17 protein-coding genes are annotated in these 20,125 nt (G+C 67.2%); 10 read left to right on the top strand and 7 right to left on the bottom strand.

All coding sequences use genetic code 11. The features are described 5' to 3' along the window. Nucleotides 1-32: 32 nt before the first annotated feature. Nucleotides 33-1,796, bottom strand: coding sequence for a single-stranded-DNA-specific exonuclease RecJ (gene recJ, locus AC1RPL_RS02575; protein WP_493067689.1), 1,764 nt, complete (start codon nucleotides 1,794-1,796; stop codon nucleotides 33-35). 166 nt (nucleotides 1,797-1,962) lie between these two features. On the opposite strand from recJ, the gene smpB reads away from it, so the two are divergent. The 5 genes from smpB to AC1RPL_RS02550 all read left to right on the top strand — a co-directional run bounded on the left by smpB (nucleotide 1,963) and on the right by AC1RPL_RS02550 (nucleotide 8,184). After that, the gene (smpB, locus tag AC1RPL_RS02570) at nucleotides 1,963-2,442 is read left to right on the top strand and encodes an SsrA-binding protein SmpB (RefSeq protein WP_493067688.1); all 480 of its coding nucleotides are present in this window, start codon (nucleotides 1,963-1,965) and stop codon (nucleotides 2,440-2,442) included. After that, on the top strand, nucleotides 2,435-2,998 hold the full coding sequence (locus AC1RPL_RS02565) for a DUF2062 domain-containing protein (RefSeq protein ID WP_493067687.1): 564 nt from the start codon (nucleotides 2,435-2,437) through the stop codon (nucleotides 2,996-2,998). Before smpB ends, AC1RPL_RS02565 begins: the two co-directional genes overlap by 8 nt. 121 nt (nucleotides 2,999-3,119) lie before the next feature. Then, complete coding sequence (locus tag AC1RPL_RS02560) at nucleotides 3,120-5,198, top strand: M13 family metallopeptidase (protein WP_493067686.1); 2,079 nt, start codon at nucleotides 3,120-3,122, stop codon at nucleotides 5,196-5,198. 180 nt (nucleotides 5,199-5,378) lie between these two features. Beyond that, the gene (locus AC1RPL_RS02555) at nucleotides 5,379-7,781 is read left to right on the top strand and encodes a hybrid sensor histidine kinase/response regulator (RefSeq protein ID WP_493067685.1); all 2,403 of its coding nucleotides are present in this window, start codon (nucleotides 5,379-5,381) and stop codon (nucleotides 7,779-7,781) included. Nucleotides 7,782-7,821: 40 nt separating this feature from the next. Next, nucleotides 7,822-8,184: a response regulator gene (locus tag AC1RPL_RS02550; protein ID WP_493067684.1), complete on the top strand. Its 363-nt coding sequence runs from the start codon at nucleotides 7,822-7,824 to the stop codon at nucleotides 8,182-8,184. Nucleotides 8,185-8,210: 26 nt separating this feature from the next. Here AC1RPL_RS02550 and AC1RPL_RS02545 read toward each other — a convergent pair whose 3' ends face one another. Next, the gene (locus AC1RPL_RS02545; RefSeq protein WP_493067683.1) at nucleotides 8,211-8,927 is read right to left on the bottom strand and encodes an MOSC domain-containing protein; all 717 of its coding nucleotides are present in this window, start codon (nucleotides 8,925-8,927) and stop codon (nucleotides 8,211-8,213) included. A gap of 204 nt (nucleotides 8,928-9,131) precedes the next feature. After that, nucleotides 9,132-9,551 carry a DUF2541 family protein gene (locus AC1RPL_RS02540; RefSeq protein WP_493067682.1) on the bottom strand — a complete coding sequence of 140 codons (420 nt, stop codon included), beginning with the start codon at nucleotides 9,549-9,551 and terminating at the stop codon, nucleotides 9,132-9,134. A gap of 228 nt (nucleotides 9,552-9,779) precedes the next feature. Between AC1RPL_RS02540 and recA the strand changes: the two genes are divergently transcribed. From recA to AC1RPL_RS02520, 4 genes are all read left to right on the top strand, one after another. After that, nucleotides 9,780-10,859: a recombinase RecA gene (gene recA, locus AC1RPL_RS02535; protein WP_493067681.1), complete on the top strand. Its 1,080-nt coding sequence runs from the start codon at nucleotides 9,780-9,782 to the stop codon at nucleotides 10,857-10,859. Between the two features lie 248 nt (nucleotides 10,860-11,107). Then, nucleotides 11,108-12,490 (top strand): RNB domain-containing ribonuclease, encoded by a 1,383-nt coding sequence (locus AC1RPL_RS02530; protein WP_493067680.1) that lies wholly within the window; start codon nucleotides 11,108-11,110, stop codon nucleotides 12,488-12,490. A gap of 2 nt (nucleotides 12,491-12,492) precedes the next feature. Then, the gene (locus tag AC1RPL_RS02525; protein ID WP_493067679.1) at nucleotides 12,493-12,954 is read left to right on the top strand and encodes a hypothetical protein; all 462 of its coding nucleotides are present in this window, start codon (nucleotides 12,493-12,495) and stop codon (nucleotides 12,952-12,954) included. Then, entirely contained in the window at nucleotides 12,951-13,577 is a 627-nt protein-coding gene (locus AC1RPL_RS02520; protein ID WP_493067678.1) for a glutathione S-transferase family protein, read from the top strand. The genes AC1RPL_RS02525 and AC1RPL_RS02520 overlap by 4 nt, the downstream gene beginning before the upstream one ends. On the opposite strand, the gene trhO is transcribed toward AC1RPL_RS02520, so the two are convergent. The 3 genes from trhO to AC1RPL_RS02505 form a co-directional block, all read right to left on the bottom strand. Beyond that, on the bottom strand, nucleotides 13,568-14,416 hold the full coding sequence (trhO, locus tag AC1RPL_RS02515) for an oxygen-dependent tRNA uridine(34) hydroxylase TrhO (protein ID WP_493067677.1): 849 nt from the start codon (nucleotides 14,414-14,416) through the stop codon (nucleotides 13,568-13,570). The genes AC1RPL_RS02520 and trhO overlap by 10 nt on opposite strands. Then, a complete protein-coding gene (locus tag AC1RPL_RS02510; RefSeq protein ID WP_493067676.1) occupies nucleotides 14,403-15,716 on the bottom strand; it encodes a dicarboxylate/amino acid:cation symporter in 1,314 nt (437 codons plus the stop codon). Before AC1RPL_RS02510 ends, trhO begins: the two co-directional genes overlap by 14 nt. A gap of 136 nt (nucleotides 15,717-15,852) precedes the next feature. Then, on the bottom strand, nucleotides 15,853-17,493 hold the full coding sequence (locus AC1RPL_RS02505) for a tetratricopeptide repeat protein (protein ID WP_493067675.1): 1,641 nt from the start codon (nucleotides 17,491-17,493) through the stop codon (nucleotides 15,853-15,855). 97 nt (nucleotides 17,494-17,590) lie between these two features. On the opposite strand from AC1RPL_RS02505, the gene AC1RPL_RS02500 reads away from it, so the two are divergent. Then, nucleotides 17,591-18,838, top strand: coding sequence for a M24 family metallopeptidase (locus tag AC1RPL_RS02500; RefSeq protein WP_493067674.1), 1,248 nt, complete (start codon nucleotides 17,591-17,593; stop codon nucleotides 18,836-18,838). 199 nt (nucleotides 18,839-19,037) lie between these two features. Here AC1RPL_RS02500 and AC1RPL_RS02495 read toward each other — a convergent pair whose 3' ends face one another. After that, the gene (locus tag AC1RPL_RS02495) at nucleotides 19,038-20,033 is read right to left on the bottom strand and encodes an aldo/keto reductase (RefSeq protein ID WP_493067673.1); all 996 of its coding nucleotides are present in this window, start codon (nucleotides 20,031-20,033) and stop codon (nucleotides 19,038-19,040) included. Nucleotides 20,034-20,125: the final 92 nt, after the last annotated feature.

The raw sequence follows: 20,125 nt of genomic DNA, 5'->3' as shown, positions 1-20,125 counted from the left end.
CCCTCAATTGCCTCCCAGGCACGAACTTTGGGCTAGTCCGCCCAGGCCGCGTCTTCGACGTGCAGCTCCGCGGCGGGGCGGCTGCCCCAATCGTCGATCTTCGCCCGCCCGGCGAGCCACAGCTTGCGGTGGCGCGGGGCGGAGAGCAGGGCGGCGCCCAGCTCGGTATCGGCCTGGCGGAAGGCAACCGCCTTGAGACTGCGGCCATCGGGGCCGGCCACGATCAGGCGGACATGCCCGCCCGTGCCGACGATATCCGCCTTGATCACGCTCACCGGCCCGGCGACGACGCGCGGTGCGGGCCAGCCCATGCCATAGGGCCCGCCGGCTTCCATCGCGTTGACCAGGTCGGGGCAGACGCCGCCCGGTGCCACCACCGCGTCGAGCAGCAGGGCCCGCTCGCCCATCGCCTGCGTGACGCGCTCGGAAAGCCGCTCCTCGAGGAAGGTGGCGAAGGCATCGAGCTTGTCGGCTTCGATCGTCACGCCACAGGCCATGGCATGCCCCCCGCCTGCCTTGAGCAGCCCGGCATCCTTGGCGGCGAGCACCGCCGCGCCCAGATCGACGCCGGGGATCGAGCGGCCCGAGCCCTTGCCGATCCCATCCTCATCGATCGCGATGACGATCGCAGGGCGGCCAAGTTTCTCCTTGAGGCGCCCGGCGACGATCCCGATCACTCCGGCGTGCCAGCCCTGGCTGGCGATCACGGCGACGGCGTGGTTTGCCTTGCCGTGGCTCAGTTCCTCGGCTTCCGCCTGCACGCCCGCCTCGATCGCGCGGCGTTCCTCGTTGAGGAGGTTCAGCTCCTCGGCGATTGCGCGGGCTTCTTCGGGGTCGCGGGTGGTGAGCAGGCGCACGCCCAGGTCCGACCGGCCGACGCGCCCGCCGGCGTTGATCCGCGGGCCCAGCGCGAAGCCGAGATCGGTACAGGTCGGCGCGCGCGTGAGCCGTGAGGCCTCGATCAGCGCGTTCAGGCCGATATTGCGTCGCTGCGCCATCACCTTGAGCCCCTGCGCGACAAAGGCGCGGTTCAGGCCCTTGAGCGACGCGACATCGGCGACGGTGCCCAGCGCGACGATGTCGAGCAGGTCGAGCAGCTTGGGCTCGGCGCGGCTGGCGAAATAGCCGCGGACGCGCAGCGTGCGGATCAGGGCGGCGCCGAGCAGCCAGGCGACGCCGACTGCCGCCAGATGGCCATGCGCCGCGCCTTCGCCCTCATCGAGCCGATTGGGGTTCACCAACGCGAAGGTGATGGGCAGTTCGGCGGTGCACTTATGGTGATCGACCACGATCACCTGGGCACCCGCATCGCTTGCCATTTCAAGCGCTTCAAAGGCTTGGGCGCCACAGTCCACAGTGATTATGAGGTCTGCGCCTTCGCCCTTCAGCCGCACCAGCGCTTCCCCGGATGGGCCATAGCCTTCCATCAGGCGATCGGGGATGTAGGGGCGTGCTTCTAAGCCCAGGTCTCTAAGAAGCAGTATAAGAAGTGCTGCCGAAGTAGCTCCATCAACATCATAATCTCCGAAGACGGCAATCTGCTCGCGCTTTTCGACCGCGTCGGCCAGCCGTTCGGCGGCCTTGTCCATGTCCTGGAAGATCGAGGGGTCGGGCATGAAGGCGCGGATGCTGGGCAGCCGGTGCATCTCCAGATCCTCGCGCGGCACGCCGCGGGCGAGCAGGAGCTGCGTCACCAAGTCATCCGGCACCAGCCCGCCGCGCGAATCGCTGGCGAGCCCGCGCCAGCGCCAGGGCTGGCCAGTGATCGAACTATGGATGTTGAGAACTGCGGACATTGGAACAGCTATGGAACATGGGGGAGGGGGTGTCCATTCCCGTCGCCCCGGCGAAAGCCGGGGTCTCGTGCTCGACGCCGTGCGCTCGCGGCCTGAGATCCCGGCTTTCGCCGGGATGACGAGGCACTGGCATTCCCCCCGTTCCGCGCCTACATCGCATCGCCTTATGGCCCGTCCCCGTCCCGCCCAGGAAAAAGTGAAGACCGTCGCCGAGAACCGGCGCGCGCGGTTCGATTATTTCATCGAGCAGACCTATGAGGCCGGCATTGCCCTCACCGGCACCGAGGTGAAGTCGCTGCGCTTCGGTGAGGGATCGATCGCCGAAGCCTATGCCGAAGTGAATGACGGCGGCGTCTGGCTGGTCAACTCGAACATCCCCGAGTTCAGCCACGGCAACCGCTTCAACCACGAGCCCAAGCGCCCCCGTAAATTGCTCCTTCACGAGCGGGAGATAAACAAGCTTCATGGTGCGGTGGCGCGCGAGGGCATGACCCTTGTGCCGCTGTCCATCTATTTCAACGGGCAGGGCCGCGCGAAGGTCGAACTCGCGCTGGCAAAGGGCAAGAAGACGCATGACAAGCGCGACACCATCAAGGAACGGGACTGGAAGCGGGAGCAAGGACGAATCCTGCGCGACCGTGGCTGATCCCGCGCCCCAGGATCCCGCAAAGGCATCGCGCTTCCGTCGCTGGCTCGACAAGGCGACGCCCAGCCGCGAATCGGTGGAGAACAACCGCTGGCTACGGCCGTTCGCGCACCGAGTGATGCATTCGTCGCTGTGGCGCTTCACCCGCCGGTCGGTGCCGCGCGGCGTGGCGCTGGGCGTGGTGACCGGGGTGCTGGTGCCGATGGGGCAGATCCCCGCCTCGGCGATCCTGGCGCTGCCGCTGCGTGCGAACATTCCGGCGGCCGCGGCGACCACCTTCATCACCAATCCCTTCACCACCCCGCCGCTCTGGGTTGCCGCTTATTGGCTTGGCAGCTGGATGCTAGGCCCGGGCGAGGTCGTCACGACCCAGGCCAAGGTGATCGAGCAGGGCTGGGGCGACTGGCTGGTTCACCAGGCTGGGCCGGCGACGCTTGCTGGGCTGGTCACGATCACCGGCGCACTGGCGCTGGTCGGTTATTTCGGCACGGCGCTCGCCTGGCGGCTGTGGATCGCGCATAAATGGAAGCGTCGCGCGCATCGTCACGCGGCTTGAACGCCGGCAATCGCCCGGAAACGCATTCGGTCACGCGAGCGTAACAATGTTGCGTGGAGCCAATTGACGGAGCGTATCAACGGCGTAAGACAGCGCGCATCCAACCTATCGAGGGTTTCCCATGCGCCTGTCGCTCCTTGCCACCACTTTCCTCGCCGCCGCGCCCGTCCTGCTCGCCGGCTGCGCCCATAACGAGCCGATGCCGGTCGTCCCGGTCGAGGCCGCGCCGGTCGTCGATCCGGCCCCGCAGCCCGAAAAGCCCAAGCCCGTCTATGGCAGCTTCGGCTTCGACTCCGCAGGCATGGATGCCGCGATCAAGCCGGGCGACGATTTCTACAATTACGCCAATGGCGCCTGGGCGAAGAACACCCCGATCCCGGCCGACAAGTCCAACTATGGCGCGTTCAATATCCTGGACGACAATGCCAAGAAGCAGACGCACGGCATCCTCGAGGAAGCCAAGGGAGATCCCAATTCGAAGATCGGCGCCGCCTACGCGACCTATCTCGACACCGCGGCGATCGATGCCAAGGGGCTGGCACCCGCCAAGCCCTGGCTCGACCAGATCCACGGGCTGAAGAGCAAGGCCGGCTATCCGGCCCTCCTCGCCGCCGCGCGCCGCAACGGCGTCGGCACGCCGTTCGGTGCCTATGTCGGCCAGGATGACAAGAACCCGGACGTCTATGCGCTCAGCCTGATCCAGTCGGGCCTCGGCATGCCCGACCGCGACTATTATCTGTCGAAGGACGCCAAGTTCCTCGAGACCAAGACGGCCTATCTCAAGCACCTCACCAATGTGCTGACCCTGGCCGGCGAGCCCAATGCAGCCGCGCGTGCTCAGGCGATCGTCGATTTCGAGACCAAGATCGCCGCGGTCCAGTGGACCCGCATCGAGAGCCGCGACGCCAACAAGACCTATAACATGATGACGGTCGCCCAGCTGCAGAAGTCGGCCCCGGGTTTCGACTTCAAGGCGTTCCTGGCGGCGGGCAAGACTCCGGTCGACAGCGTGATCGTCGCCCAGCCCAGCGCGATCACCGGCATCGCCAAGCTGGTCGGCGCCGCGCCGCTCGGCGTCCTCAAGGATCAGCTGCTGGTCCGCACGCTCGACAATTTCGCCGATGTGCTGCCGAGCGCCTTCGACAAGGAGCAGTTCGCTTTCTACGGCACCACCCTGTCGGGCACGCCCGAGCAGGAAGAGCGCTGGAAGCGCGCGGTGGACTTCACCACCGGCGCGCTGTCGGACGATGTCAGCCAGGTCTATGTGGCGAAGTACTTCCCGCCCGAGACCAAGGCGGCGGCCGACCAGCTGGTCAAGAACATCATCGCGGCAATGGATGCCCGCATCGACAAGCTCGAATGGATGGCGCCCGAGACCAAGGTCAAGGCGCACCAGAAGCTCGCCGCCTTCACGCCGAAGATCGGCTATCCCGACCGCTGGCAGGACTATGGCTCGCTGGCGATCACCGCGGGCGACGCGTTCGGCAACAATGTCCGCTCGAACAACTGGCAGTATGACGACAATGTCTCGAAGCTCGGCCAGCCGATCCGGCGCTGGGAATGGGGCATGACGCCGATGACGATCAACGCCTATGCCAATCCCGGCATGGTCGAGATCGTCTTCCCCGCAGCGATCCTGCAGCCGCCCTTTTTCGATCCGAACGCCGATCCGGCGATCAACTATGGCGGCATCGGCGCGGTGATCGGCCATGAGCTGAGCCACCATTTCGACGACCAGGGCGCCAAGTACGACATGCACGGCCGCCTGACCGACTGGTGGACGCCGGCTGACGTCAAGGCGTTCAAGGAGCGCACCGACGCGCTGGTCGCCGAATATGACCAGTATGAGCCGCTGCCCGGCATGCATGTGAAGGGTGCGCTGACGCTCGGCGAGAATACCGCCGACCTGGCCGGTCTGACGGTAGCGTATGACGCGTACAAGAAGTCGCTGAACGGCGCCGAGGCTCCGGTGCTCGACGGCACCACCGGCGACCAGCGCTTCTACCTGGGCTGGGCCCAGGTGTGGCGCCGCAACTATCGCGAGGCGAATCTGCGCCAGCGCCTGCTGACCGATCCGCACTCGCCCTCGCAGCAGCGCGCCTGGGTCGTGCGCAACCTCGATCCCTGGTATGGGGCGTACAACCCCGATCCGTCGACCAAGCTGTTCCTGACGCCCGAGAAGCGCGTCCGGATCTGGTAAGCTTCTTTTCCCTCTCCCAGCGGGAGAGGGAAGGGGCCCGCGAGGTGGAGCCGAGTAGGAAGGGTGAGGGTTGAGATCAACCGACCCTCACCCTTCCGCGCCTTGGGCGCTCCCTCCCTCTCCCAATGGGAGAGGGATTCTGGTCCTTGACCCTCGCGCCACACCGCCTCACACGGGCGCATGGCCACGCTGCCCGCCCACACGCATAGTCCGATATCGCCGTCCCGCCGCTGGCTGCCCTTCGCGGCGGCGATCCTGGCGGGGTTCCTCGCTGCCGCGCTGATCCTGCTGACGCTCAACGACCGCGCCGTCGCGGTCGGGTTCGTCGCAGCGGGGCTGCTCGCCTCGGGTGCGCTCTGGGGCGCGCGCAAGCTGTTCGACACCGAGACCGCCGCCGAGCTGCCGATCGACTGGTCGGTCGCGCAGGCGCTCGCCGCCGCCAGCGACGACGCGCTCGCCGTAACCGATCGCGCCGGTCGCCTGGTCTGCGCCAATAGCCGCTTCGAGGCGCTGTTCGCCGGCTGGCCGACGCCGCCCAACCTGCCCGTCAGCGACGCCTCTGTCGTCGCGCTCGGCACTGCCGCCCGCACCGCCTGGCGCGATGGCGAGGCGCGCGAGGATGGCATCCAGGTCTTCGGCGCGCCCGTCTCCGCCCGCGTCCAGCGCGTCGGCGAGGAATCCCTGGTCTGGCGCTTCATCGGCGTGCAGGCGCTCGACCTCGCCAGCCAGGTCCAGTCGCTGATCGACGGGCATACCGGCGACCGGCTCGCTTCCGCCGGCATCATGGCCGCGATGGTCTCGCCCGAGGGCCGGGTGCGCGCCGCCAACCGGGTCTTCCGCCTGCGCGCAATGGGCAGCGGCGAGGCGGCGGTGGAGGGCCGCGACTTCGCCCGCTTCCTGATCACCGATTCGATGGGCCTGGTCCGCTTCGAGCGTGAGGGGCTTGAGGGCACGCCGCTGCGCGTGCTCCAGATCCCATTCCTCGACGGCGAGGATGCGCCCTTGCTGGTCGCGCTGCTCGACGAGGAACAGGGCAATGCCCCGACGCCCGCGATCGGTGCCAGTGCCGGCGCGCATGTCCGCTCGCTGATCGCGCTGCTCCCGCTCGGCCTGGCGCTGGTCGACCGCGATGGCCGCTTCGCTAGCATGAACGACGCATTCGTCCGCGCCACCCGCGTCAACGCCGCCGCGCCGCCGCTCTACCCCGGCGACCTGATGGTGCGCGAGGACAAGGCGGCGCTTGCCGATGCGATCCGTCGCTTTGCCGGCGGCGCGCCGCAATCGGCCGAGATGACCGTCCGCCTGGCCGACGCTCCCGAGGAGCCCGTCTCGATCGGCATCGCCGGCGCCCGCGGGCTGGGCGATGCCGCGGTGCTCATCAGCCTCAAGGACTCGGGCGAGGAGTCCAAGCTCAAGCGCCAGGTCGCCCAGGCCACCAAGATGCAGGCCGTTGGCCAGCTCGCCGGCGGCGTCGCGCACGACTTCAACAACATCCTCACCGCGATCATCGGCCACTGCGACCTGATGCTGATGCGCCATTCGCCCGGCGACAGCGACTATGACGACATCCAGCAAATCCGCGCCAATTCCAACCGCGCGGCCTCGCTGACCCGGCAGCTGCTCGCCTTCTCGCGCCAGCAGACGTTGCGCCCGCAGCTGCTACAGCTGCCCGACGTGATCTCGGAAGTCTCCAACCTCCTCAAGCGCCTGCTCGGCGAGACGGTGCGGCTCGAGGTCAAGCATGGCCGCAACCTGGGGCCGGTCCGCGCGGATCCCGGCCAGCTCGAGCAAGTGGTGGTCAACCTTGCGGTCAACGCCCGCGATGCGATGCTCTCGCAGAACCCGACCGGCGGCGGCACGCTGACGATCGAGACGATGCCGGTTTCCGCCTCCGAAGTCCGCCAGATGGATGACGACGTCCTTCCCGTCGGCGACTATACCGCGCTGCGCATTTCCGACACTGGCACCGGCATCCCGCTCGAGATACTCGGCAAGATCTGGGAGCCGTTCTTCACGACCAAGGAGATCGGCAAGGGCACCGGCCTCGGCCTTTCCACCGTCTACGGCATCATCAAGCAGTCGGGCGGGTTCATCTTCGCCGACAATGGCGCGCAGGGCGGGGCGGAGTTCACCATCTACCTGCCGGTCCATGCCGCGGCCGAAGCGCCGGTTCCTGCCAAGCTGCCCGGGGTGAAGGAGAAGCCCGCCGATACCTGGGGCACCGGCACGATCCTGATCGTCGAGGACGAAGACATGGTGCGCGCCATCGCCGAGCGCGCGCTCGCCCGCCAAGGCTATACCGTGGTCACAGCAGAAAATGGCGAGGCTGCGCTGGAATTGCTTGAGACGATCGATCGGCCCGATATGCTGATCTCCGATGTCGTCATGCCGGTGATGGACGGGCCGACCATGGCGCGCAAGGTCCGCGCCAGATATCCGGACCTGCCGATCCTGTTCATGTCGGGCTATGCCGAGGAGCAACTCCGCAAGTCCATTGATCTGGAGCAAGTTTCCTTCCTGCCTAAACCCTTTTCCGTTCAACAACTTGCGGAAGCTGCACGGGACGTGCTTGCCCTGAAATAAAGCCTTGGCGTTCGGCTTTTTTCCTGCAATGGAAAACAGCATGTCGGGGCCGCAGAAGATCCTCATCGTCGAAGACGAACCGCTCATCGCGATGATGCTCGAGGATTTCCTCGACGCGCTAGACCGTACCGCAGCCGGTACGGCTGACAGTGTCGCTTCGGCGCTGGAACTGGTCGAGGCCGGCGGCATCGACGCAGCGATTATGGACGTGAACCTGCGCGGCGGCGAGACCAGCTGGCCGATCGCCGATGCGCTGACTGCACGCGGCATTCCCTTCGTGCTCGCCACCGGCGGGGCAGGGGACATGATCGCCGAGGCCTATCGCGATCGTCCGATCCTCTCCAAGCCCTTCACGATGGACAGCGTCGAGCGCGTGCTCGACAGCCTGGTTGCCGCGGACTGAATGCCGCCGCCGCTGGCTTTTGCCGGCTAGTCCACCAGCCGCACCGTGTCGCCCAGCCGGATCAGCCCCGGCCGCGCCGGCCCCGCATAGACGCCGTACGCATTGCCGAATGCCTGGGCGACGGTGCGCAGCACGCGCGGCTCCTTGGCCCCCGTCACCGGATCGATTGTCACGATCACGCAGCGCTTGATCGGATCGGCGCATTGCACCACCGCGCCGTCCTCCTCGTTCCCGAACGCCAGCCGCCGCCCCTGCCATAGTGTCGCGGGCAGGTCGCTTTCCACGATCACGTTGATGCGAAAGCGATCGATGGCGAGGATCTCGCCATGCGCGGCCTCCAGCGCGGCATGGCCGGCGCTGCTCTGGATCGAGACCGGCATCGAATCATAGACGCCGCGCGCAACCCGGATCAGCGAAGCGGGCTCGCCCGCGGCCGTCTCCAGATGCGCCTTGAGCATCGGATCGTGCAGGGAGACCATCATGCCGTCGGGCGTCTCGACCATCACCGCGCTGGTCTTGGGCTTGTTCGGATCGGCGAAGCGGGCGTGATGCAGCACCATCGCCGGCACTTCGCGCGCGGTTAGCCAGGGGAAGCGCGTCCCGTTCGCTGCGCGGACGAACGCATATTGGCGGTCGCCCTCGATTCCCTGCCAATCCAGTTCGGCAATGGCGATGCTTTCCCCGGCCATCGACTTGACCGGATAGCGATTGAGCGCGCTGACATGGCCGACGATGCGGGTCATGCGCGCCGGGCTAGCGGCGCGCAGTCCCTATCGCAACTCGCTATGGGGCGCCAGGGCGTAGCGACATCCGGTGGATGGGCAGTCCCAAGCACTGGCCGGGGCTCAGTTGCGATGTCGTTGGTGAGGCGCATGTTTCCAACCAGATGCGCCGAGACCAGGCCCCGGCCTTCGCCGGGGAGCTGAATCGATGCATGCCGATACGCGCTAGTGCATCCCCCATAGCGACACGTTTGCGGTGCCGCGCCCGCGGCCGCGCGTGTCGTACCAGAAATCGACGCGCCTCAGGCTGCGCTTGCCCGCGCCACGCAGGTCGATGACCCGGCTCTCGCCATTCTGGGGTATGTTGTAGCGCACCGGGATATTGTCCGGCACGCCATTGTCATAGGTCACCGTCAGCCGCACGAGCTGCAGCGGCGCGTCGCGCACCTTGAACTTGATCCGGCGGAAATTGTCATATGGGCCCTTCACCCAGACCGTGTCGTGATCGGCGGTGAAGCGCGCGGTGGCGACGCCCAGCATCCGCCAGCTGCCGGCGGGGCCGGGGGCGGGGCGAGAGACCTGCTGGGCTTCGAGCGCGGGGCCGGCGGCCAGTACCGCCAGTAGCAGCAAGGGTACGGGTTTCATGCGCCGTCCTCCATCGGCTCAGCCTAGGGGTGCGGCGTGGGAACGGCATCGGGGATTGCCTTGGCCGCAGCCGGATTTTGTCCCTAGGCGTGCCTGCGGAAGCGGAGAAGAACGATTATGGAACAAAAAATTCCGTTCCGCTCTTGTTCCTTGAGAACAAACGCGATACACGCCGTTCCAACACAGGTTGATGCAGCGTGCTAAACCTTCTAGCGACGGGGACTTCCAATGGCAGCTTCGCTCAAGGTGATTGACGGCAACATGGCGATTTCTTCGGACAAGCAGAAGGCGCTCGACGCCGCACTCGCGCAGATCGACCGCGCATTCGGCAAGGGCTCGGCGATGAAGCTCGGCTCCAAGGAGACGATGCAGGTCGAATCGATCTCGACTGGCTCGCTCGGACTCGACATCGCACTCGGCGTCGGCGGCCTGCCGCGCGGGCGCGTGATCGAAGTCTATGGGCCGGAAAGCTCGGGCAAGACGACGCTGGCGCTCCATGTGATCGCCGAAGCGCAGAAGGGCGGCGGCGTCGCGGCCTTTGTCGATGCCGAGCACGCGCTCGATCCGGTCTATGCCAAGAAGCTCGGGGTCAACATCGACGAACTGATCGTCTCGCAGCCCGATACCGGCGAGCAGGCGCTCGAGATCGTCGATACGCTGGTCCGCTCGAACGCGATCGATGTGCTGGTGGTCGATTCGGTCGCAGCGCTGGTGCCGCGTGCGGAAATCGAAGGCGAGATGGGCGACAGCCATGTCGGACTCCAGGCCCGCCTGATGTCGCAGTCGCTGCGCAAGCTCACCGGCTCGATCAGCCGCTCGCGCTGCATGGTGATCTTCATCAACCAGTTGCGCATGAAGATCGGCGTGATGTACGGCAATCCGGAGACCACGACCGGCGGCAATGCGCTGAAGTTCTACGCCTCGGTCCGCCTCGACATCCGTCGCACCGGCCAGATCAAGGACCGCGAGGACATCGTCGGCAACTCGACCCGCGTGAAGGTCGTCAAGAACAAGGTCGCCCCGCCGTTCAAGCAGGTCGAGTTCGACATCATGTACGGCGAAGGCATCTCGAAGATCGGCGAGATCCTCGATCTCGGCGTCAAGGCCGGCCTGGTCGAGAAGTCGGGCGCCTGGTTCAGTTATGACAGCGTCCGCATCGGCCAGGGCCGCGAGAACGCCAAGACCTTCCTCAAGGAGAATGGCGAGCTGCGCGACCGCCTCGAAAAGGCGATCCGCGCGCGCACCGACAAGGTCGCCGAAGGACTTATGACGGGTCCCGACGCCGATGACGGCGACGACGATCTATAATGGAACTACAGGCCGCGCCCGCGTGCGACGCGCGAGGCGGCGGTCACGGGCTTAGACCCATCGGAAGACCCGGCGCGTTGCCCCGCGCCGGGTCTTTCCCGTTCGGGGGCTCGCGCGCCCTTGCGTAGGTGTCGCAACCTTGTGACTTTCCAGCGCCGCAACCGGCTCGCAGGCGCTCGCTGGCGAAGCGGGCTTTGGCGTGTACTTCGTGTACTTTTCAGCGCTGCCGGGGCCGCTAAGGTGTCGCGATGAAGGCAGTCCTCGATCCCGACCGCGTCCTCGCCGATGGCCTCGCCGCGATTCGCAACCAGTTCCAGGTCCCCCGATCCTTCCCGCAGCCGGTCCTGGAAGCCGCCGAAGCCGCGGCCCGGCGGGCACCAACCGGGCATGTCGACCGCACCGATATCCCCTTCGTCACGCTCGACCCGGCCAGCGCGACCGATCTCGACCAGGCGCTGGCGATTGAGACCAGCGGCAACGACTTGCTACTGCGCTACGCCATCGCCGATGTCGCCTGGTTCGTGGAGGACAGCGATCCGGTGGATGTCGAAGCCTGGCACCGCGGCACGACGCTCTACCTGCCTGACGGCAAGGCAAGCCTCTACCCGCCGGTGCTCAGCGAAGGCGCCGCCAGCCTGCTCCCCGACGGTCCACGCCCCGCAGTGCTGTTCACCGTTCGCGTTGCCCCTGATGGTGCAGTAAAGCTCGACGGCGCCGAGCGCGCTCTGGTCCGCAGCCGCGCCAAGCTCGCCTACGAAACCGCCGCCGACACCGACCTGCCGCCGCAGTTTGCCGAACTCTCCCGCCGCATCGCCTTTGCCGAGGCTGCACGCGGCGCCTCGCGGGTCGATCCGCCCGAGCAGGAAGTCGCGCGCCGTCCCGATGGCGGCTATGCGCTGGCCTTCCGCGCCCGCCATCCGTCCGAAGATCGCAACGCCGCCCTGTCGCTCGCCGCCAATCTCGCCATCGCCGATGTGCTGCGCGCGCACCACACGGGCCTGTTCCGAGTGATGGCCGAGCCGGATGCGAATGCAGTCCAGCGCCTGCGCAACAGCGCCCGCGCCTTCGGCATCGCCTGGCCCGAGGCGCAATCGCTGGCTGCATTCCGCGCCGGGCTCGATGCCGCCGATCCCAACCAAGCCGCCTTGATGCTCGCGATCCGGCGCGCAGGGCAGGGGGCGAGCTATGCGCCCTGGCGTTTGGATACGCTGCCCTGGCATGCCGCCGTCGCCGCGCCCTATGTCCACGCCACCGCCCCGCTTCGCCGCCTCGCCGATCGCTATGTGATCCGCGCGACGCTCGCCGTCGCGAACGGCCAGCCGGTTCCGGATGCCGTCAACGACGCCTTTGCACGTCTGCCCAAGGTCATGGCCCGCGCCGATGCGCTGGGCGGCCAGATCGATCGCGCAGTGATCGACCTCGCCGAGGCCGTGATGCTCGATGGGCGTGAGGGCGATGACTTCGCGGCGGTGGTTACCGATGTCGATGTCCGCGGCGCCCGGATGCAGCTTGCCGACCTGCCGGTCGTCACGCGGATCGACGCCCCCGGTGCCGCGCCGGGCACTGCATTGCAGGTCCGCCTGGTCGATGCCGATCCGTCGCAGCGTTCGATCCGGTTCGAGCAGGTTTAGCCATGGAGGAAGCCGAAGCGCAGCTCGAAACCTTCATCGCCCGCTTCACACCGGAGATTGCCGGACGCGTCCGGGCCGCTCGTGCTGTCCTGCGCGAACGGCTGCCCGGCGCGACCGAGCTGGTCTATGACAATTACAACGGCCTCGCGATCTCCTATACCCCGGGCGAGAAGGCCTCGGAAGCGGCGTTCAGCCTGGCAATCTATCCGCGCAACGTGCTGCTCTATTTCCTCCCCGGCATCGGCCTGCCCGATCCCGAGGGACTGCTCCAGGGCGAGGGCCGGCAGGGCCGCTATGTCTGCCTCAAGGATGTAGCGCTACTCGACGCGCGTGCCGTCATCGTCCTGATCGACGCAGCGCTCGACCGGGCGAAACGCCCCTTGCCGCCGGCGGGCGGACGGACCATCGTCAAGTCGGTCGCGGCGCGCCAGCGACCGCGCCGCCCGGCACAGGAGCCTGCATGACCGTCATCGTCCACCATCTCGAGAACTCCCGTTCGCAGCGCGTGCTCTGGCTACTCGAGGAGCTGGGACTGCCCTATGAGGTCATGCGCTATGAGCGCAACAAGGCTACGATGCTCGCCCCGCCCGAGCTGCGCCGCATCCATCCGCTCGGCAAGTCACCGGTGATCGAGCATGGTGGCAATGTCATCGCCGAGACCGGGGCGATCATCGAATATCTGGTCGAACTCGGCGATGGCCGCCTCGGCAAGCCCGGCCACCGCGAGGATGCGCTGCGTTGGCGCCAGTTCCTCCATTATGCCGAGGGCTCGCTGATGCCGCCTTTGTTCACCAAACTGGTACTGAGCCGCGTGCCCCTGTTCGGCAAGGCGGCGCAGAAGAAGTTCCAGCCGATGATCGACGTCCATCTCGACTATGTCGAGGCCGAGCTGGCATCGCGCCCCTGGTTCGCCGGTGACGAGTTCACTGCCGCCGACGTGATGATGAGCTTCCCGCTCGAAGCCGCGGTCGCCCGCGCCAACGCCACCCAGGGCCGCCCGCACATCGCCGCCTGGATCGAGAAAATCCACGCCCGCCCGGCCTACAAGGCAGCGCTCGCCGCCGGCGGGCCCTATGCCTATGCCTGATCCCGGAAGGGGAGGTCGTCGCATGCAGGGCAGGGGCCGTCCTCGTCGGCGATGAGGCCCTGGCAGCGCTTGCACAAGGCACGGTTGCCGGGCTGGAGCGCGTGGTCGACGGTGACGCGCTGGTCGAACACGAAGCACTCGCCCTGCCAGCGGCTTTGTTCTGGCGGCACCTGCTCGAGATAGGCGAGGATGCCGCCCTTGAGGTGATAGACTTCGTCGAGCCCCTCTGCCTTGAGGAAGGCGGTGGACTTCTCGCAGCGGATGCCGCCGGTGCAGAACATCGCGATGCGCGGCATCGGCCCCTCCGCCTCACGCTCGGCGCGGAAGCGGCGGAACCAGTCGGGGAACTCGCGGAAGCTGCGCGTCTCTGGATCGAGCGCGCCGTTGAAAGTGCCGAGCGCGACTTCATAGGCGTTGCGCGTGTCGATCACGATCGTGTCCGGCGCGTCGATCAGCGCGTTCCAGTCCTCCGGCGCGACATAATGGCCGACGCCGGTGAGCGGATCGATATCGGGCTCGCCCATCGTGACGATCTCGCGCTTGAGCCGCACCTTCATCCGGTCGAACGGCAGCGCCGGCGCGCGCGATTCCTTCACGTCCACGCCCGTACAGCCGGGCAGGGCGCGGACATGTGCGAGCACTGCGTCGATCGCGGCATCGCTACCCGCGATCGTGCCGTTCAGGCCTTCATTGGCGAGCAGCAACGTGCCCTTCACGCCCAGCGCGCAGCACAGCTCGGCGAGCGGGCCCTTCAGGCTGTCGACATCGGGGAAGCGCGTGAACTGGTAGAGCGCGACGACGCGGACCGGCAGCGCCGGGTTATAGTCAGGACTTGCCATAATCCTCGAAGCTGTCTGTGTCGGTCGCTGCGCCGTCAAGCGGCTTGACCGCCGGCTCGGCGACGCCCGGCGCATCGAGTTGGCCTTCCCAGCGCGCCACCACCGTGCTGGCGATGGCATTGCCGATGACGTTGGTCGCGGTGCGGCCCATGTCGAGGAAATGATCGACCGCGAGGATCAGCAGCACGCCGGCCTCGGGAATGTTGAAGTGGCTGAGCGTGCCGGTGATCACCACCAGGCTGGCGCGCGGCACGCCGGCGATGCCCTTGCTGGTGACCATCAGGATCAGCAGCATCTGGATCATCGTCATCCAGTCGAGATGGATGCCATAGGCCTGGGCGATGAAGATCGATGCGAACGTCATGTACATCATCGAGCCGTCGAGATTGAACGAATAGCCGAGCGGCAGCACGAAGCTGGCGATGCGCGGCGGCACGCCGAACCGGTCGAGCGCGTCGAGCGTACGCGGATAGGCGGCTTCGGAAGAAGCGGTGGAGAAGCCAAGCAGGATCGGATCGCGCAGATAGCGCAGCAGCGTGCCGGTGCGCGGGCCGACGATCAGGAAACAGGCGCCGAGCAGCACGGCCCATAGCAGGGCCAGGCCGAGATAGAAGCTGCCCATGAAGAAGGCGAGGTCGCCGACCACGCCGATGCCCTTGGTCGCCAGCACCTTGGCCACCGCGCAGAACACGGCGACGGGGGCGAACAGCATGACATAGCCGGTGACGGTGAGCATCACCTGGACCAGCGCTTCGAGCCCGCGGACGAGCGGAGCGCCCTTCTCGCCGACCGCGGCGAGGCCGACACCGAAGAAGAGCGAGAAGATGACGAGCTGGAGGATGTCGTTGCTCGCCATCGCATCGATGCCGCTGGTCGGCACGATGTGGATGAAGAACTTGGCGAGATCGAAGGTGGTCACATCGACCTTCTCGGTCGCTGCCGGCAGCGCCAGGTTGAGCCCGACGCCGGGCTGCAGCACGTTGACCAGGATCAGGCCGAGGGTGAGCGAGATCAGGCTGGCGCAGACGAACCAGAGAAAGGCCTTGCCGCCCACGCGCCCGATCGCGCCGCCTCCGCCCATGTGCGCGATTCCCACCACCAGGGTGGAGACGACCAGTGGGGCGATGATCATCTTGATCAGATGCAGGAACATCTGGGTGGGAATGTCGAGATAATAGGCCCAGCTATCGAGCGACTTGGTACCCTCCGGCGAGCCGGAATAGCTGATGTTCAGGGCATAGCCGAGCAAGCCGCCGAGCAGCAGTGCGGCAAGAATGAACCAGGTAAGTCGCTTGCCCAAGATCAGGCCCCCTCAAAAATCCGTGGTGCAGGCAAAGTGGATTGCGCGCGCCGGGTCAAGAACCCTGTGGCTCGATTTTGCCCAATTCTGTGGAGAGAGCCCTATGCCGGCAGCGCATATCACGCTGTGTGGGGCCCTATCTGCCAAGGCTGCGCCGATCACCGCGCCAGCCCGCCACTGCCTGCCGTCGATCGCGCCGCGACGCCGCGGCATTGCCGAGCTTGGCCTGGGCCAGGGCGCGGAGTTCCAGCGCCACCGGATCGAGCGGGCGATGCTTGAGCGAGGCGTCCGCCGCCGCCAGCGCGCCGGCGGTGTCGCCCTTGGCCAGCAGCGCGGCGGCGACGTCGCGTCGCACCGGATACCAGAAGAGCGGGGGATCGGAGAAATCTGCGAGCGGCTTGGCTTCCTCGATCGCGGCGGCCTGGCCGAACAGGCGGGCGGCATCGTCGTAGCGCTTGCGCAGCATCGCTACGCGCCCTTCTAGCACCAGGCGATTGACCGCGTACAGCTTGGACAGGACCGGGGCGAACGATCCCGTGGTCGCCTTGGCCGGCAGCGCCCTGGCTTCGGCGAGCACGCCCGCCGCATCGCCCTTGCGCGCCAGCGCCTCGCCCCGGGCATAATGCCACATCGCGCTCGCCACCGGATTCCCCGCCGCCGGCGCCGGGAGCCCGAGCATCTCTTCGACCGGGGCGAAACGGGCGACTGCGACATAGCCCATGCCGACCACCGCCTGACGGAAATCGTTCATCTTTTGCGTCTTGGCCGCGGCGGCGACCAGGGGGCGGGCGAGCGTGAGCCCGGTCGCGGCATCGCCTGACATCAGCGCCCCGCCGATCCCGAAATGGACGTTATGGGCGTGGTAGCCGAGCTTCCACACGCCGTCCGGACCGGGCAGCTTGAGCCGCTCGGCATTCGCCCGGTCGATCTCCACCGCCGCCAGATTGGCGCTTGCCGCATCGGCGTAGCGGCCGATCCAGTAATAGGTATGCGACGGCATGTGGACGAGATGGCTCGCCGCCGGCGCGACCGTCTTGAGCTTGTCCGCATAGGCTTCGGCGCGCTTCGGATAGCCGGCGCCCTCGGTCGCGTGGATGTAGAAGTGTATTGCCGGGGCATAGTCGGGATTGCGCTTGAGCACGGTCTCGAGCAGCGCGACCGGCCGAGCCATGTTCTCCGCCGTGGCCTCGTCCGTGGCGATCATCAGTGCGTCGGCGGTGATTGTCAGGATCTCGTCGTCACCGGGTGCCAGCGCCACCATCTGCTCCATCGCCGAGGCGAACGCCTGGTTGCCGCCCTTGCCGCTCGCCGGATAACGCTGCTTGAGCGCGCCGATCAGGTTGCGCTCGCGCATCGGGCCGTTAGCGGCGAGCTTCTCGGCCGTGACGACGATCGCGGCGAGCTTCTTCGCGTCGTCGTCCGAGACACCGTAGTTGATCGTCGGGCCGGAGGACCAGGCCTCTCCCCAGGCGCACATCGCGCAATCGGGATCGAGCTTGCGCGCCTGCTGGAACGCCGCGATCGCCGCCTTGTGGGCAAAGGCGTGGGCGAGCTGCATGCCATTGTCGAAGAAGGCCTGCGCTTCCGGGTTCTTCGTCGTGACCCGGAAACCGCCCTGGCCATAGCCCGGGAGCAGCACCGTCGCGGGGGCATCATCGGCGAGGAAAGCCGGCACGTCGCCGCCGCACCAGCGCGCGGGCGGCAGCTCCGGGGGGCGCGGGGGTGCAGCGGTGGCGCCCATCAGAAGCATCGTCGGCACGAGCATGATACGGCGCATCGTTTTCCCCTGTCGAACCCCTGCGGCGAAGTGAAGCTATTGCAGCGGAGAGGTCAAGGACCGTATCGCTGCGCGCGACCTGTTTCCGGAGACTGCCATGCGCCTCGATCGCCGAACCCTTGTCCGCGCCGCCGTCGCCGCGCCGCTGCTCACGTTGCCGGGCGTGCTGCGCGCCGCCGAGCCGGACCTTTCGGCGCTGCAGGACATCACCAAAGGCGCGGTGCCGATCGATAACGTCGAGCGCGCGGCGCGGTTCGCCCGTGCGCAGAAGCTGATGCAGGCCAACGGCATCGGCGCGGTGCTGATCGAGGGCGGATCGTCGCTGGTCTACTTCACCGGCCTGCGCTGGGGGCGTAGCGAGCGGCTGACCGCGGTGGTGCTGCCCGCCGAGGGCGAGCCCTGCATCGTCACTCCCTTCTTCGAGGAAGCACGCACCCGCGAAGGGTTGGCGATCCCGGCCGAAGTGCGGGTGTGGCAGGAGGACGAGGACCCGCTCAAGACCGTCGCCGGCTTCCTCAAGGACCGCAAGCTCGCCCATCTGCCTGTCGGCATCGAAGAGACGGTGCGCTATTTCGCCGTGGATGGCCTGCAAAAGGCCGGGCTCAAAGTGGTTTCGGCCAACCCGGTCGTGCGCGGCTGCCGGATGATCAAGACACCCGCCGAGATCGCGCTGATGCAGCTCGCCACCGATGTGACGATCGCCGCCTATCGCTGGGTCCATCCGCGCGTCGAGAAGGGGATGAGCCAGCGCGACGTGTCCGCCCTGATGGATGCGGCAACGAAGAAGCTGGGCGGCACGCCCGAGTTCAGCATGGTGCTGGTGGGCGAGGGCGCAGCCTATCCGCACGGAACCAAGGTGCCGTCGCCGGTGGCGGACGGGCGGATCGTGCTGATGGACTGCGGCTGCACGGTGCAGGGCTATCAGTCCGACGTGTCGCGCACCTGGGTGCATGGCACTGCCAATGCCGAACAGCGCAAGGTGTGGGACCAGGTGGCGCAGGGCCAGCAGGTCGCCTTCGCCGCGGCCAGGCTGGGCACGCCGACGGGCAAGGTCGACGATGCGGTGCGCCGTTACTATGCCTCGCTCGGCTGGGGGCCGGACTACAAGCTGCCCGGTCTCTCGCACCGCACCGGGCACGGCATCGGGCTGGACGGGCACGAGCCGGTCAACCTGGTGCGCGGCGAGGCGACCAAGCTGGCGCCGGGCATGTGCTTCTCGAACGAGCCAGGCATCTACATCCCGGGCCGCTTCGGGGTGCGGCTGGAGGACTGCTTCCACATGACTGAGAGCGGGCCGGCCTGGTTCAGCACGCCGCCCAAGTCGGTCGATGCGCCGATGGGGTGAGGCGCGGGGCATACCCGGGCTTCGGAAGTTTACGAAGTTGATGCTACGGGGCCCCGGGTTTCCACACCTCGAAATTCGAACCCGGCGCACAAAGCTGCGCGTGCCGCAGTGCGGGTAAACGGGTGTCGAGGCGCGTCGTGGCTGCATCGATGAGGATAGAACAAATCAAATCCTACATTGCAAGCCGGCAGTTCCGGTTCTAGCGGCGGGTCATCCTGAGGACGGCTTCGGGCAGCCGCTCGCCGGTGACGTCGAATGCCGCGGTGCCGGCGTCGATCTCGACGAGGTCTTCGGGCGTGAGCGCGACATTCATCGCGCCGAGATTCTCTTCCAGCCGCTCGATCTTGCTGGTGCCCGGGATCGGCACGATCCACGGCTGCTGCGCTAGGAGCCAGGCGAGCGCGACCTGTGCCGGCTTGGCGCCGCGCCGATCGGCGACGCGCTGCACCAGCTCGACCAGTGCCATATTGGCTTTGCGCGCCTCAATGGAGAAGCGCGGCACCAAGTTGCGGAAATCGCCGGGGGCGAAGACGGTGTTCTCGTCGATCTGCCCGGCGAGGAAACCGGCGCCCAGCGGGCTGAATGGCACGAAGCCGATGCCGAGCTCGGCGCAGAGCGGAAGCAATTCCTCCTCGGGCTCGCGCCAGAACAGCGAATATTCGCTCTGCAGCGCGGCGACCGGCTGCACGGCATGGGCGCGGCGGATCGTGTCGGGAGCCGCTTCCGACAGGCCGAAATGCGTGACCTTGCCGGCCTGGATCAGCTCAGCCACTGCGCCGGCGACTTCCTCGATCGGCACGGCCGGATCGACGCGGTGCTGGTAGAACAGGTCGATCCGGTCCGTGCGCAGGCGCTTGAGCGCAGCATCGGCGACTGCCTTGATGTGCTCGGGCCGGCTGTCGACGCCGGGCCGGCGCTCCCCTGTCGTAAGATCGATGTCGAAGCCGAACTTGGTGGCGATCACGACCTGGTCACGCACCGGCGCCAGCGCTTCGCCGACCAGTTCCTCGTTGGTGAACGGGCCGTAGGCCTCGGCGGTGTCGAAGAAGGTCACGCCGGCGTCGACCGCCTTGCGGATCAGCGCGATATTGTCGTGGCGATCGCCGCCCGGCCCATAGGCGCCGGCGAAGCTCATGCAGCCCAGGCCGAGGGCCGATACCTGCAGGCCGGAAGAACCAAGGCTGCGATGCTTCACGGGAATTCTCCTCGGCAACTCGTCTCCGCGAGATAGGGTGCCGATTGCACCCGCGCCACAGTCCCGCCGTCAATCACCCTGATCGAAGTGTT

Source organism: Sphingomonas sp. GW821-FHT12D09 (genome assembly GCF_058807215.1).
The sequence above is the reverse complement of the archived record's forward strand: the minus strand, read 5'-3'. Positions and strand labels throughout refer to the sequence as shown.

Coding starts and splice junctions, on each gene's coding strand:
- trhO (WP_493067677.1), bottom strand. CDS start 14,416: ATGGCAAGTCCTGACTATAACCCGGCGCTGCCGGTCCGCGTCGTCGCG.
- AC1RPL_RS02530 (WP_493067680.1), top strand. CDS start 11,108: ATGAAGGCAGTCCTCGATCCCGACCGCGTCCTCGCCGATGGCCTCGCC.
- recJ (WP_493067689.1), bottom strand. CDS start 1,796: ATGTCCGCAGTTCTCAACATCCATAGTTCGATCACTGGCCAGCCCTGG.
- AC1RPL_RS02540 (WP_493067682.1), bottom strand. CDS start 9,551: ATGAAACCCGTACCCTTGCTGCTACTGGCGGTACTGGCCGCCGGCCCC.
- AC1RPL_RS02500 (WP_493067674.1), top strand. CDS start 17,591: ATGCGCCTCGATCGCCGAACCCTTGTCCGCGCCGCCGTCGCCGCGCCG.
- AC1RPL_RS02505 (WP_493067675.1), bottom strand. CDS start 17,493: ATGCGCCGTATCATGCTCGTGCCGACGATGCTTCTGATGGGCGCCACC.
- AC1RPL_RS02550 (WP_493067684.1), top strand. CDS start 7,822: ATGTCGGGGCCGCAGAAGATCCTCATCGTCGAAGACGAACCGCTCATC.
- AC1RPL_RS02545 (WP_493067683.1), bottom strand. CDS start 8,927: ATGACCCGCATCGTCGGCCATGTCAGCGCGCTCAATCGCTATCCGGTC.
- AC1RPL_RS02560 (WP_493067686.1), top strand. CDS start 3,120: ATGCGCCTGTCGCTCCTTGCCACCACTTTCCTCGCCGCCGCGCCCGTC.
- AC1RPL_RS02525 (WP_493067679.1), top strand. CDS start 12,493: ATGGAGGAAGCCGAAGCGCAGCTCGAAACCTTCATCGCCCGCTTCACA.
- recA (WP_493067681.1), top strand. CDS start 9,780: ATGGCAGCTTCGCTCAAGGTGATTGACGGCAACATGGCGATTTCTTCG.
- AC1RPL_RS02555 (WP_493067685.1), top strand. CDS start 5,379: ATGGCCACGCTGCCCGCCCACACGCATAGTCCGATATCGCCGTCCCGC.
- smpB (WP_493067688.1), top strand. CDS start 1,963: ATGGCCCGTCCCCGTCCCGCCCAGGAAAAAGTGAAGACCGTCGCCGAG.
- AC1RPL_RS02520 (WP_493067678.1), top strand. CDS start 12,951: ATGACCGTCATCGTCCACCATCTCGAGAACTCCCGTTCGCAGCGCGTG.